The 12,907-nt window shown below is 62.7% G+C and carries 13 protein-coding genes and 1 tRNA gene; 2 read left to right on the top strand and 12 right to left on the bottom strand.

Annotation, left to right across the window (positions count from 1 at the left end; translation table 11 throughout):
* Positions 1-48: 48 nt before the first annotated feature.
* A tRNA-Ala gene (locus U3648_RS01565) sits at positions 49-124 on the bottom strand.
* Positions 125-212: 88 nt separating this feature from the next.
* On the bottom strand, positions 213-542 hold the full coding sequence (locus tag U3648_RS01570; protein ID WP_420857479.1) for a TIGR02300 family protein: 330 nt from the start codon (positions 540-542) through the stop codon (positions 213-215).
* 110 nt (positions 543-652) lie between these two features.
* Here U3648_RS01570 and U3648_RS01575 point away from each other — a divergent pair, with 110 nt between their 5' ends.
* Together U3648_RS01575 and U3648_RS01580 are read left to right on the top strand one after the other, a co-directional pair.
* Positions 653-1,348 carry a M48 family metallopeptidase gene (locus tag U3648_RS01575; protein WP_420857696.1) on the top strand — a complete coding sequence of 232 codons (696 nt, stop codon included), beginning with the start codon at positions 653-655 and terminating at the stop codon, positions 1,346-1,348.
* A 31-nt stretch (positions 1,349-1,379) separates the two neighbouring features.
* The gene (locus U3648_RS01580) at positions 1,380-2,030 is read left to right on the top strand and encodes a GntR family transcriptional regulator (RefSeq protein ID WP_420857480.1); all 651 of its coding nucleotides are present in this window, start codon (positions 1,380-1,382) and stop codon (positions 2,028-2,030) included.
* Here U3648_RS01580 and U3648_RS01585 read toward each other — a convergent pair.
* The 10 genes from U3648_RS01585 to sucC all read right to left on the bottom strand — a co-directional run bounded on the left by U3648_RS01585 (position 2,027) and on the right by sucC (position 12,884).
* Positions 2,027-2,872, bottom strand: a complete 846-nt coding sequence (locus U3648_RS01585; protein WP_420857481.1) for a tellurite resistance TerB family protein — start codon at positions 2,870-2,872, stop codon at positions 2,027-2,029. The two genes, U3648_RS01580 and U3648_RS01585, sit on opposite strands and share 4 nt — an antisense overlap.
* 122 nt (positions 2,873-2,994) lie before the next feature.
* Positions 2,995-3,450, bottom strand: coding sequence for a hypothetical protein (locus U3648_RS01590; RefSeq protein ID WP_420857482.1), 456 nt, complete (start codon positions 3,448-3,450; stop codon positions 2,995-2,997).
* Positions 3,451-3,580: 130 nt separating this feature from the next.
* Complete coding sequence (gene lpdA / locus U3648_RS01595) at positions 3,581-4,966, bottom strand: dihydrolipoyl dehydrogenase (RefSeq protein WP_420857483.1); 1,386 nt, start codon at positions 4,964-4,966, stop codon at positions 3,581-3,583.
* 41 nt (positions 4,967-5,007) lie between these two features.
* Positions 5,008-5,397, bottom strand: coding sequence for an MAPEG family protein (locus U3648_RS01600; RefSeq protein ID WP_420857484.1), 390 nt, complete (start codon positions 5,395-5,397; stop codon positions 5,008-5,010).
* 150 nt (positions 5,398-5,547) lie between these two features.
* Entirely contained in the window at positions 5,548-5,967 is a 420-nt protein-coding gene (locus U3648_RS01605; RefSeq protein ID WP_420857485.1) for a hypothetical protein, read from the bottom strand.
* Positions 5,967-7,172, bottom strand: coding sequence for a 2-oxoglutarate dehydrogenase complex dihydrolipoyllysine-residue succinyltransferase (gene odhB / locus U3648_RS01610; RefSeq protein WP_420857486.1), 1,206 nt, complete (start codon positions 7,170-7,172; stop codon positions 5,967-5,969). The genes U3648_RS01605 and odhB overlap by 1 nt, the downstream gene beginning before the upstream one ends.
* Positions 7,173-7,175: 3 nt before the next feature.
* Positions 7,176-10,133: a 2-oxoglutarate dehydrogenase E1 component gene (locus U3648_RS01615; RefSeq protein WP_420857487.1), complete on the bottom strand. Its 2,958-nt coding sequence runs from the start codon at positions 10,131-10,133 to the stop codon at positions 7,176-7,178.
* Positions 10,134-10,260: 127 nt separating this feature from the next.
* The gene (gene sucD / locus U3648_RS01620; RefSeq protein ID WP_420857488.1) at positions 10,261-11,142 is read right to left on the bottom strand and encodes a succinate--CoA ligase subunit alpha; all 882 of its coding nucleotides are present in this window, start codon (positions 11,140-11,142) and stop codon (positions 10,261-10,263) included.
* An 18-nt stretch (positions 11,143-11,160) separates the two neighbouring features.
* Positions 11,161-11,694, bottom strand: a complete 534-nt coding sequence (locus tag U3648_RS01625; RefSeq protein WP_420857489.1) for a hypothetical protein — start codon at positions 11,692-11,694, stop codon at positions 11,161-11,163.
* Positions 11,691-12,884 (bottom strand): ADP-forming succinate--CoA ligase subunit beta, encoded by a 1,194-nt coding sequence (sucC, locus tag U3648_RS01630; RefSeq protein WP_420857490.1) that lies wholly within the window; start codon positions 12,882-12,884, stop codon positions 11,691-11,693. Before sucC ends, U3648_RS01625 begins: the two co-directional genes overlap by 4 nt.
* Positions 12,885-12,907: the final 23 nt, after the last annotated feature.

Raw genomic sequence — 12,907 nt, forward strand, 5'->3', positions numbered from 1 at the left:
ATAGAACGCACCGTTCCGGCTGCATCTATTCTGCAAAAGAAGGGAATTTGGTGGAGCCTAGGGGGGTCGAACCCCTGACCTCTTGCATGCCATGCAAGCGCTCTCCCAACTGAGCTAAGGCCCCACTGTGCGACGTTTCCGTTCGCGTGGCCGCTAACTATGCGGCGCTTCGGGCGAGATCAAGAGTGAAATTCCCGCCCGAAGGAAAATTTTTAGTCGTCGTCGTTTGCGGCGACATCGCCAAGGTCGTCGAACGAGACGTTGTCGTCATCGTCGTCTTCTTCCAGCACGTCGTCGCCCAGATCCACGTCGTCAGCGTCGTCGTCATCGAGAATCAGATCGTCATCCTCGGTGGCGGCGGCAGCCTTCAGCTTCTTGGTCTGCGCGTCTTCGGCGTCCGCGACCATGGTTCGGTTCTTGTTGGTGTCGATCTCGACCGTCTCGCCCGTATAGGGGCTGATGATCGGGTTTGCGTTCAGGTCGTAGAAGCGTTTGCCGGTCGTCGGGCAGATACGCTTGGTACCCCATTCTTCCTTGGGCATGGCTATCCCTTCAAATTCTTGTCGTGCACTTGCAGCAGATCGCCGCCACCTGCCATAAGCCAGCAATGGTGTCAAAGGCTTTGGCACGTTTTGGAAACGAGAAGCTGCATATGGCCCGGCATGTGTTGGATGGCAACCCCCCGATCACGGTGGAACTGCGCCGGTCGGCCCGCGCGCGGCGGCTGTCGCTGCGGGTGTCGCGGCTGGATGGCCGCGTGACCCTGACCCTGCCGCATGGGGTGCCAGAGCGCGAAGGCGTTGCGTTCATCGCCTCGCGCGAGGGGTGGTTGCGTGACCATCTGGGCGCGATGCGGGATGAACATGCGGTCCGGCTTGGCGGGGTTGTGCCGTTTCGGGGGCAGGCGCTGCCGGTGCGGGCCGCTGACCGGCAGCGCGGCGCGGCCCTGCGGGACGGGGTGCTGTGGGTGCCGGATGATCCGGCAACTGCCGGCACGCGGGTGCAGATCTTTCTAAAGGCACAGGCGCGGGACGCGCTGGCCGCCGCCTCGGACCGATATGCCGCTGCGCTGGGTCGCAGCTATGGCCGGATCACCCTGCGCGATACCCGGTCGCGCTGGGGGTCGTGCACATCGGCGGGCGACCTGATGTATTCCTGGCGGCTGATCATGGCCCCGCCCGACGTGCTGGACTATGTCGCCGCGCATGAGTTGGCGCATCTGGTCGAGATGAACCACTCTGCCGCCTTCTGGGCGGTCGTCGCCCGCCTGTTCCCGGACCACGACCGTTGCCGCCGCTGGCTGCGCACCGAAGGTGACGCGCTGCACCGGGTCCGGTTCACCGATTGACCGCCGGTGGATTTGTGATCACATTGCGCCCATGCTGATCCAGTCCCGCCCCATCGATCCGAATTCAGCCGCCCATGAACGGGTCTATCGCGCGTTGCGTACCCGGATCATGCATGGCGAGGTGATGCCGGGGCAGGCCCTGACCCTGCGCGGCATCGGCAAGGAATTCGATGTCTCCATGACCCCCGCGCGCGAGGCGATCCGGCGGCTTGTCGCGGAAGGCGCGTTGTTTCTGTCGTCCTCGGGCCGGGTATCGACGCCGGAATTGACCAATGAACGGATCGAAGAGCTGGCGACGATCCGCGCGATGATGGAGCCGGAGCTGGCGACACGGGCCCTGCCGCGCGCCCATTTCGCCCTGATCGAGCGTCTGGAGGCGATCAATCAGGGGGTCAGCCAGATGGTCGCCCGCCATGACGCGCCGGGCTATATCCGGATGAACCTTGAATTTCACCGCACCCTGTATCTGCGGGCACAGGCCCCGGCGATGCTGGCGATGACGGAAACGGTCTGGCTTCAACTTGGGCCGACGATGCGGGCGCTTTATGGGCGGCTGAACCGCAAGGAACCGCCCTATCACCACAAGCTGATCCTAGCCGCGCTGAAGGCCGGGGATGAACCCGGCCTACGGCTTGCGGTGCGCACAGATGTGACGCAGGGTCTGCGGATGCTGAAGGGCTAGGCCATAGCCCTGCCGCCGCCGCCAAGACCGGCGGCAAGCCGCCCCAGCAAAAGGCGGAATTCATCCCCCTGCACGCCAAGCGCCTGTGCAAGGTTGGTGATGAAGGCGTGTTCGGCCTGATGGATTTCCCCATCCGCAACCGCAACGCCAAGCGCCCCTTCCAAAACGATCCGACGGTCTGCCTCGGACAGGCCCGCGCCGAACTGGCTGTATTCATGGGGCGACAGGTGGTCGTCGGCCATATGAATCATCTCGGCGATCCGTTCCCGGCTGAAGCTGTGGCCGGTCAATTCGCTGACCCGGACGCCGATCGCGGTGATTTCGGTTTCGTCCACATGGCCGTCTGCCTTGGCGACGTGGCACATGGCGGCAAGGGTGGCGACCGCGCATTGCGGTGCGGCCTTGCGCCGCCGCTTGCCGGGTCGGTTGTGGCGCAGTGTCGAGATCAGGTTCATCAGCGCAAGGGTGCCAAACAGTGCGGTGCCCGCAAAGCCGGATAGCAGTTCCTTGCCGTTCATGGAGGGGGCGGTCGGCAGATCAGGCGAAATCATCCCGAGCTTCTGGAAGCTTTGCATCTGGTCATAGCTGATAGCGCGAAAGCTGTCCCCTTCGCAGCCTGATGGCGACAGGACGTATCCGTTGCTGCTGCGCCAAAACCCCAGATAGCCGACATGGTATTTCGTGGTGTAGTGGCAAAGCGCGACCCCGCCGGGAAGCGAGGTTTCCGCGACAAACCGCAGATCCCCGAAATAACCATAGGGGACGCCGGCGTTGGCGGTGCTGGGCATGCCCATCGTCAGGGCGATGGCCAGAGTCGAGGGTGCAATGAACTTTTTGATCATCTGTGTAGACCTGAACAATTTAACCTTGTCCGGTCTGACGGGATAATCGGGCCAAAATAGGGCGAATGTTTCGCAACCTTGGGAAGAATTGCGGGCCAGCCGGGGCCGACCCGCAGCACGGGTTAGTTCGCGGCCCGGTTGGACAGGAGGCAGTTGTAGTCGGCGTTGCCATTGAACAGCACATCGCTTTCCTTGTCCGAGAAATCGGTGGACAGGTTCAGGATGATCCGGTTCACACCCATGTCGGAGAGGGGCGCCGGAACGCCATCGGTCATGAAGGCATAGCGCCCGGAAATGCCCAGCGGGAACATCGACGCCTCGGACCCTTCGAAGGTGGCGGTGGCCGACATCATCAGGGTCGTGGTGTTGATGTCGTAGGTGCCGCTGACGGTGCTGCCGACGAATTTGCCGAAGGTTTCCTTGCAATAGCTGTCGCCATCAGGGGCGCGGCTACCAGGCTGGGACACGGCGTAAAGCGTGTCGAGCGTGTTGTCATAGGTGCCCGAAATGCTGTCGGCCACGGCAGACAGGGGGAGCAGGGCGGCAAGGGACAGGGCGGACAGAAAGGTCTTGGTCATGACGAATGATCCTCTTTAAGTTGATACGTGAGGGATCAATACGCGCTGTGATTTCAGAGTTCAGTGCTTCAAAACACAAACGGCGCGGCCCGTGACCCGGGCCGCGCCGCCGCTTTCAACCAGTTCCCGATCAGGAGTGGATCGGACCGTCGCCGCACGCCAGTGCAGCCTCGCGCACGGCTTCGGAGAGGGTGGGGTGGGCGTGGCAGGTGCGGGCGATATCCTCGGCCGCGGCACCGAATTCCATGCCGACGCAGATCTCGTGGATTAGTTCGCCAGCCCCCGGCCCGAGGATGTGGCAGCCCAGCACCCGGTCGGTTTCCTTGTCGGCGAGGATCTTCACGAAACCTTCGCCCGCGTTCATCGCCTTGGCGCGGCCATTGCCCATGAAGTTGAACTTGCCGACCTTATAGGCGCGGCCTTCTTCCTTCAGCTGTTCCTCGGTCTTGCCGACGCTGGCGACTTCGGGGTGGGTGTAGATCACGCCGGGGATCACGTCATAGTTCACGTGGCCATGCTGACCGGCCAGAACCTCGGCCACGGCCATGCCTTCGTCTTCGGCCTTGTGAGCCAGCATCGGGCCAGGGGTCGCGTCGCCGATGGCATAGACGCCCTGAATGTTGGTGGCATAGCGGCCGTCCACGGCGATCTGCCCGCGGTCGGTCAGGGTGACACCAAGCGCGTCCAGCCCCAGCCCTTCGACGAAGGGCCGCCGCCCGGTTGCCAGCAGCACCACATCGGCCTGCACCGTGTGTTCGCTGTCGTCCTTGCGCAGCTTATAGGTGACCTCGGCCCCCTTGCCCTTTTTCGCAGCGGATTGCACTGCGGCGCCCATGACAAAGGTCATACCCTGTTTCTTCAGGGTCCGTTGGAAGGTCTTCTGAATTTCACCATCCATGCCCGGGGTGATCTGGTCTAGGAATTCGATCACGGTCACGTCGGCGCCCAGCCGTTTGTAGACGCTGCCCAGTTCAAGGCCGATCACGCCGGCCCCGATGACGATCATGGATTTCGGCACCTTGCCCAGTTCCAGCGCGCCGGTGGAGGTGACGACGGTTTTCTCGTCAACCTCGACGCCTTTCAGCGGCGATACTTCGGAGCCGGAGGCGATGACGATGTTCTTCGTCTCGTGCACGGTGTCGCCGACCTTGACCTTGCCGGGGGCGGGGATGCTGGCCCAGCCCTTGATCCAGTCGACCTTGTTCTTCTTGAACAGGAATTCGATGCCCTTGGTGTTGCCGTCGATGACCTCTTGTTTGTAGGTCAGCATCTGCGCCCAGTCGACCGAGGGGGCTTTGCCCTTCAGGCCCATCTTGGCAAAGTTATGCTCTGCCTCGTGCAACTGGTGCGAGGCGTGGAGCAGGGCCTTGGATGGGATACAGCCCACGTTCAGGCAGGTGCCGCCCAACGTTTCGCGCCCTTCGACCACGGCGGTCTTCAGGCCCAGCTGTGCGCAACGGATCGCGCAGACATATCCGCCGGGACCGGCGCCGATGATGATGACGTCATAGGACATGGGAGAGTTCCTTCGTTATTCGGTCGGTTTGGCCTGTCAGGTCAGACCAATGCTGCCAGAAGCAGGGCCATGGTTGCAAGGAAGCCCGCAAACCAGATGACGGTCCGCCAGGGGGACCAGCCGAACAGGTAGGCGGGGACGTAGAGAAGGCGGGCGCCAAGGTAGAGGCCCGCGCAGGAGGCGGTGAAACTGGATTCATTGCCCGAGAGGGTTATCACCAGAACCGCAGGGGTAAAGAGGGCAAGACTCTCAAAATGATTATTCAGCGCCCGCTGGGACCGGCCCGCGATGCCGGTCAACTGCCGGGGTTCATCGCGCGGGGACAGGGCATAGCGGGGGGTGACCTGAATATTGGCAAGCACCGAATAGATGCAGAACTGGACGCCCTGCAGGAGGGCGGCGAGGGCAAGGATGGTGAGTTCGGGGGTCATGTCACTTGGCCCGGGTCGCTTGCGACACGGGCAGCGCCCGACCCTCCCCACGGGAGGGCGCCTTGCGCCCACCCAGGGTCGGGCGCTGCCCTATGTTGCCTGTGAGAAAAGCAATGGGATTTCGGAGGCGCATGGAATTGCAAAGATTCATCAGTTCAAGCGTCCTTGCCACCATTGTCTCACGGTGAACTCTGCGTAGCCGCCAACAATCACGAACTGAGCGACGAACAGAGCGATCGCCATTTGCATCAGGCCCCCGATAAACGGGGAACTGACCATTTCCATGTTGGCATTTGCGAAAAAGGTATCGATGGCGATCCAAACGAGATTTCCGATGATGATGGCCAGTGGCAGCAGTGCAAGTCTGCTACGCCGTCGCAGCCCTTCAGCGAAAAACGCCCATGACAAGGGTATCAAGGACTTCAACAGGAAAGTCTCGATACCAGAACCAAGTTCACCTGCCCCAAATGCATGGATCGTGAGGGCAATCGGGAAGAACATCAGCACCGCCGCGATCAGATACGCTCCGATCACGGCGACGCGGAAGGCAAAGGCGTTTTCGCCTTGCATCACAAATCCATCAGCAACCGGCGCGGGTCTTCCAGCGCTTCCTTGACCCGCACGAGGAAGGTCACGGCGCCTTTGCCGTCGACGATCCGGTGGTCGTAGGACAGGGCCAGATACATCATCGGCCGGATCACCATCTGCCCGTTTTCGACCATCACCCGGTCCTGGATCTTGTGCATCCCGAGGATCCCCGATTGCGGGGGGTTCAGGATGGGCGAGGACATGAGCGAGCCATAGACACCACCGTTGGAGATGGTGAAGGAGCCGCCCTGCATTTCGGCCATGGTCAGCTTGCCATCGCGGCCCTTGGCGCCCAGTTCACCGATTTCCTTTTCGATATCGGCAAAGCTTTTCTGATCGGCGTCGCGGACCACCGGCACCACGAGGCCCGTCGGGGTGCCGACGGCCACGCCCATGTGGACGTAGTTCTTGTAGACCACGTGATCGCCGTCGATCTCGGCGTTCACGTCCGGCACCTCTTTCAGCGCGTGGCAGCAGGCCTTCACGAAAAAGGACATGAAGCCGAGTTTCACGCCGTGCTTCTTCAGGAACAGGTCCTTGTATTCGTTGCGCAGCGCCATGATGCCGGACATGTCGGCCTCGTTATAGGTCGTCAGCATCGCGGCGGTGTTCTGCGCCTCTTTCAGGCGGCGGGCGATGGTCTGGCGCAGGCGGGTCATCTTGACCCGTTCCTCGCGCGCGGCGTCGGGTGCGGAGCGGGGCGCTGCCGGGGCGGCGGCGGGGGCCGATGCGGCGGGTTTCGGGGCAGAAAGTGCGTTCAGCACGTCCTCTTTCATCACCCGACCGTCCTTCCCGGTGCCCTGAACGCTGCCGTCGGACAGGTTGTTGTCGGCCATCAGCTTCTTGGCGCTGGGGGCGTCTTCCACGTCCTTGGCGGGCGCGGTGGCCGCGGGGGCCGGGGCGGCGGCTTCGGCCTTGGGCTCTGCCTTCGGCGCCGGGGCGGCACCTTCGCCTTCGGTGATCTGGGCCAGAAGCGCGTCGACACCGACGGTTTCGCCTTCGGCGGCCACGATCTCGGACAGGACGCCAGCGGCGGGCGCGGGCACTTCGACGGTTACTTTGTCGGTTTCCAGTTCGCACAGCATTTCATCGGCTGCGACGGCGTCGCCGGGCTTCTTGAACCAGGTGGCGACAGTGGCTTCGGTGACGCTTTCGCCAAGGGTGGGCACGCGGACTTCGATGCTCATGGCTTAATTCCCTTCGATGGTCAGCGCATCGTTCACGAGCGCCGTTTGTTGTGCTTTGTGCTGAGAGGCGAGACCGGTGGCGGGCGAGGCCGAGGCAGGGCGGCCAGCGTAGGTTGGCCGCTTGTGCTTGGCATCGATCCGGGTCAGCACCCATTCGATATTCGGTTCGATGAAGGACCAGGCGCCCTGGTTCTTCGGTTCTTCCTGACACCAGACCATTTCGGCCCCTTTGAACCGTTCCAGTTCCTTCACCATCGACAGGGCGGGGAAGGGGTAATACTGTTCGATCCGCATCAGGTAGATGTCGTCGATGCCGCGCGCGTCGCGTTCTTCCAGCAGGTCGTAGTAAACCTTGCCGGAACACAGGACGACCCGCTTGATCTTGTCATCGGCCACCAGTTTCGTGTCGGAATGGCCTTTCTGCGCATCGTCCCAGAGGACGCGGTGGAAGGACGATCCGGTGGTGAAATCCTCGGCGTCCGAGATCGCCATCTTGTGCCGCAGAAGCGATTTCGGCGTCATCAGGATAAGCGGTTTGCGGTAGGTCCGGTGCAGCTGCCGCCGCAGGATGTGGAAGTAGTTCGCGGGCGTCGTGCAATTGGCCACGATCCAGTTGTCGCCGCCGCACATTTGCAGGAACCGTTCCAGCCGGGCCGAAGAGTGTTCCGGCCCTTGCCCTTCGAAGCCATGCGGCAGAAGGACGGTCAGACCGGACATCCGCAGCCATTTGGATTCGCCAGAGCTGATGAACTGGTCGAACATGATCTGGGCGCCGTTGGCGAAATCGCCGAACTGCGCTTCCCAAAGGGTCAGCGCGTTGGGTTCGGCAAGGCTGTAGCCGTATTCAAAGCCCAGAACCGCGTATTCCGACAGCATGGAGTCGATGACCTCGTACTGGGCCTGCCCCTCGCGGATGTGGTTGAGCGGGTAGTAGCGGTCTTCGGTCACCTGGTCGATGAAGCCCGAGTGCCGCTGGCTGAAGGTGCCGCGGGTCGCATCCTGACCGGACAGGCGCACGGGATAGCCTTCGAGCATCAGAGAGCCGAAGGCCAGTGCCTCGCCCGTGGCCCAGTCGAAGCCGGTGCCGCTTTCGAACATCTCGGATTTGGCTGCCAGAAGCCGTTCGACGGTGCGGTGCATGTTCCAGCCTTCGGGCGCGGTGGTCAGCGCGCGGCCGATGTCCTTCATCGCTTCGGGCGAAATGGCGGTGGTGCCGCGCTCGTAGTTGTCGGCATCCCGCTTGTCGAGGTGCGACCAGCGCCCGTCCAGCCAGTCGGCCTTGTTCGGCTTGTAGTTCTTGCCGGCTTCGAATTCCTCGTTCAGGTGGGCCTGGAACGCGGCCTTCATATCCTCGATCTCGCCCTCGGGGATCAACCCGTCGGCCACCAGCCGTTCGGTGTAGAGCGTCAGCGTGGTCTTGTGGGTCTTGATCCGCTTGTACATCACCGGGTTGGTGAACATCGGCTCGTCGCCTTCGTTATGCCCAAAGCGGCGATAGCAGAAGATGTCGAGCACCACGTCCTTGTGGAACTTCTGGCGGAATTCCGTCGCCACGCGGGCGGCGTGGACGACCGCTTCCGGGTCGTCGCCGTTGACATGGAAGATCGGCGCTTCGACCATCAGGGCGATGTCGGTCGGATAGGGGGACGAGCGCGAGAAGTGCGGCGCGGTCGTGAACCCGATCTGGTTGTTGACGACGATATGCATTGTGCCGCCGGTCTTGTGTCCTTTCAGGCCCGACAGGCCAAAGCCTTCCGCCACGACGCCCTGACCGGCGAATGCCGCGTCGCCATGCAACAGGATCGGCAGAACCTTGATCCGGTCGACGTCGTTCTTCTGGTCCTGCTTGGCGCGGACCTTGCCCAGAACCACCGGGTTCACCGCCTCGAGGTGCGAGGGGTTGGCGGTCAGCGACAGGTGCACCTTGTTGCCGTCGAATTCGCGGTCGGAGGAGGCGCCAAGGTGGTATTTCACATCGCCCGAACCGTCCACGTCCTCGGGTTTGAAGCTGCCGCCCTGGAATTCGTTGAAGATGGCGCGATAGGGCTTGCCCATCACGTTGGCCAGAACCGACAGGCGTCCCCTGTGGGGCATGCCGATGACGATCTCCTCGACCCCAAGCGCGCCGCCGCGCTTGATGATCTGTTCCATCGCCGGGATCAGCGCCTCGCCCCCATCAAGGCCGAACCGCTTGGTGCCCATGTATTTCACGTGCAGGAATTTCTCGAAGCCCTCGGCCTCAACCAGCTTGTTCAGGATCGCCTTGCGGCCGTTCTTGGTGAACTGGATTTCCTTGCCGTAGCCTTCGATCCGTTCCTTCAGCCAGGCGGCCTCTTCCGGGTTGGAAATATGCATGTATTGCAGCGCGAAGGTGCCGCAGTAGGTCCGGCGCACGATGTCGATGATCTGGCGCATGGTCGCGATTTCAAGACCAAGCACGTTGTCGATGAAGATCGGACGGTCCATGTCCTTGTCGGTGAACCCGTAGGAGGCCGGATCAAGTTCCGGGTGCGGGGTCTGGTCACGCATCCCCAGCGGGTCCAGATCGGCCACCAGGTGGCCCCGGATCCGGTAGGCGCGGATGATCATCAGGGCGCGGATGCTGTCCAGAACGGCGGCGCGGACCTGTTCCTCGGACAGGCCGACGCCCTTTTCTGCGGCTTTCGCCTTGATCTTGTCGCCTGCGGCCTTGGGGTCTTCGGCCCATTGCCCATCCAGCGCGGCGGTCAGATCGTCGTTCGGCACCGGCGGCCAGTCGGCCCGCGCCCAAGAGGGACCGGTCGCCTCTGCCCGCGCATCGGCGGGGGCATCCCCGAGGGACGAGAAGAAATCGCGCCACGCTTCGTCCACGGCCGAAGGGTCGGCGGCATATCGGGCATAAAGCTGCTCGATATAATCCGCGTTGTGGCCTTGCAGGAAGCTGGAGGCGTGGAAGACGTCGTTGGAGGGATGTTCGGTCATTACGGGGCCTCGTAAGTGCGAAAACGGTTCGGTGCTGGTTATCTTGGACGAAGAATTTGCACCGTATTGGTGCCGTCGTGATGGGGTCGGGCACAGCAGCCAAAGGGCGTGCCCGACCACGTGTTCATCAGCCGATTGCCTTCAGCACGGCTTCGCCCAGCGTGGCGGGGCTGTCGGCGACGATGATGCCTGCGCTGCGCATGGCTTCGATCTTCGATTCCGCGTCGCCCTTGCCGCCCGACACGATCGCGCCGGCGTGGCCCATGCGGCGGCCCGGAGGGGCGGTGCGGCCAGCGATGAAACCGGCGACCGGTTTCCAGCGGCCTTTCTTCTTCTGTTCGGCAAGGAATTCGGCGGCTTCTTCTTCCGCCGTGCCGCCGATCTCGCCAATCATGATGATCGACTGGGTCTCGTCGTCGTCAAGGAACATGTCCAGCACGTCGATATGTTCGGTCCCCTTGATCGGGTCGCCGCCGATGCCCACGGCGGTGGACTGGCCCAGACCGATGTCGGCGGTCTGCTTGACGGCCTCATAGGTCAGCGTGCCCGAGCGGGACACGACGCCGACCGAACCACGCTTGTGGATGTGGCCGGGCATGATGCCGATCTTGCAGGCGTCGGGGGTGATGATGCCGGGGCAGTTCGGGCCGATCAGGCGGCTTTTGCTGTCTTCCAGCGCCCGCTTCACCTTCATCATGTCCAGCACCGGGATGCCTTCGGTGATGCAGACGATCAGCTCCATCTCGGCGTCGATCGCCTCGAGGATCGAATCCGCGGCGAAGGGCGGCGGCACGTAGATCACCGATGCGTTGGCTTCGGTCCTGGCCTTGGCTTCGTGAACCGAGTTGAAGACCGGCAGGTCAAGGTGGGTCTGCCCGCCCTTGCCGGGGGTCACGCCGCCGACCATCTTGGTGCCATAGGCGATGGCCTGTTCAGAGTGGAAGGTCCCCTGCGAGCCGGTGAAGCCCTGACAGATAACCCTGGTGTTTTCGTCTACGAGAATGGCCATTTTCGGCGCTCCCTTATCTTAGTTTCCCGCGCGCAAAACGGCGCGGTAGAATTGGTCCCGGCCTTGCCGGATCGTCGGTTCAACAATCAGCACAGTCCCACCCGGGCCCTGTGCCATCGTTGCGCCAGTGTCAGGATTGACCCCGATTTGCCCATCGTCCGAGACTTGCGCGGCAATTGCCAAACCAATGGTCATTGCGTCGTCGCGCGAAACGAAGACCATTGAACAGGCCGTCGTGCCCGAAGACGGTGGGAAGATTTTCACCGACAGGTTCACATTGCTGTGGTAGTAGGTGCCGGTTTGGGGATGCTGCCGGAACGGCAACCCACCCAGCGTCGCACCTGCGTTCCGGAAAGTCGGCGCATTCTCGGCACAGATTTGGCCAAATAGGGCGGCCGCGAAAATCGCGTCGGCAGGTGTTTCACCCGGCACAACCGGGCCAGCGGCGCTGGCCGCTGATACCGGCTGCGCAGGCGGGTTTGCGCCCGGCTCTACGCAGCCGCCAAGCGCGGCAAGCGCAACGAGCGCCGGAATACCGAGACGCGCGATCATCCCTTCACGGCTTTCACGATTTTCTCTGCCCCGTCCGACAGGTTGTCGGCGGCGATCACGTTCAGGCCGGAGGTGTTGATGATCTCCTTGCCTTTCTCGACGTTGGTTCCTTCCAGACGGACGACCAGCGGCACTTGCAGGCCGACCTCTTTCACCGCGGCGACCACGCCTTCGGCGATCACGTCACAGCGCATGATGCCGCCGAAGATGTTCACAAGGATGCCCTTCACGTTCGGGTCCGAGGTGATGATCTTGAAGGCTTCGGTCACCTTTTCCTTGGTGGCGCCACCGCCAACGTCAAGGAAGTTGGCCGGTTCCGCGCCGTAAAGCTTGATGATGTCCATCGTCGCCATGGCCAGGCCCGCGCCGTTGACCATGCAGCCGATCTCGCCGTCCAGCGCGATATAGTTGAGGTCGTATTTGGAGGCTTCCAGTTCCTTGGGGTCTTCCTCGGTCGTGTCGCGCAACTCGGCGATGTCGCGGTGCCGATACATGGCGTTGCCGTCAAACCCCATCTTGGCGTCAAGGCACTTCAGGTCGCCCTTGTCGGTGACGATCAGCGGGTTGATTTCCAGCATCTCCATGTCTTTTTCGGTGAACAGCTTGTAAAGCGTGCCCATCAGCGCGACGCACTGCTTGACCTGCGGCCCTTCGAGGCCAAGGCCAAAGGCGATGCGGCGGCCGTGGAAGGCCTGATAGCCGGTGGCCGGGTCGACGCTGAACGACAGGATCTTTTCCGGGGTGCTTTCGGCGACTTCTTCGATGTCCATGCCGCCCTCGGTCGAGGCGACGAAGGACACGCGCGACGTGGCGCGGTCGACGAGAAGGGCGAGATAGAGTTCGCGCTCGATGCCCGAGCCGTCCTCGATATAAATGCGGTTGACCTGCTTGCCCGCCGGGCCGGTCTGCTTGGTCACAAGGGTGCGGCCCAGCATCTTCTTGGCTTCCTCGGCGGCTTCTTCCACGGATTTGGCCAAACGCACGCCGCCTTTTTCACCGGCGTCCGCTTCCTTGAAGCTGCCCTTGCCGCGGCCACCTGCGTGGATCTGCGCCTTGACGACCCAAAGCGGACCATCCAGTTCGCCGGCGGCGGATTTTGCCTCTTCGGCGCGCAGAACAACGCGGCCGTCCGAGACGGGGGCGCCATAGGATCGCAGCAGCGCCTTGGCCTGATATTCGTGGATATTCATCTAACGTCCCTCGCTAGGCTTCG

Origin of the sequence: Marivivens marinus (genome assembly GCF_035969385.1) — a bacterium.
Lineage (GTDB): Bacteria > Pseudomonadota > Alphaproteobacteria > Rhodobacterales > Rhodobacteraceae > SELP01.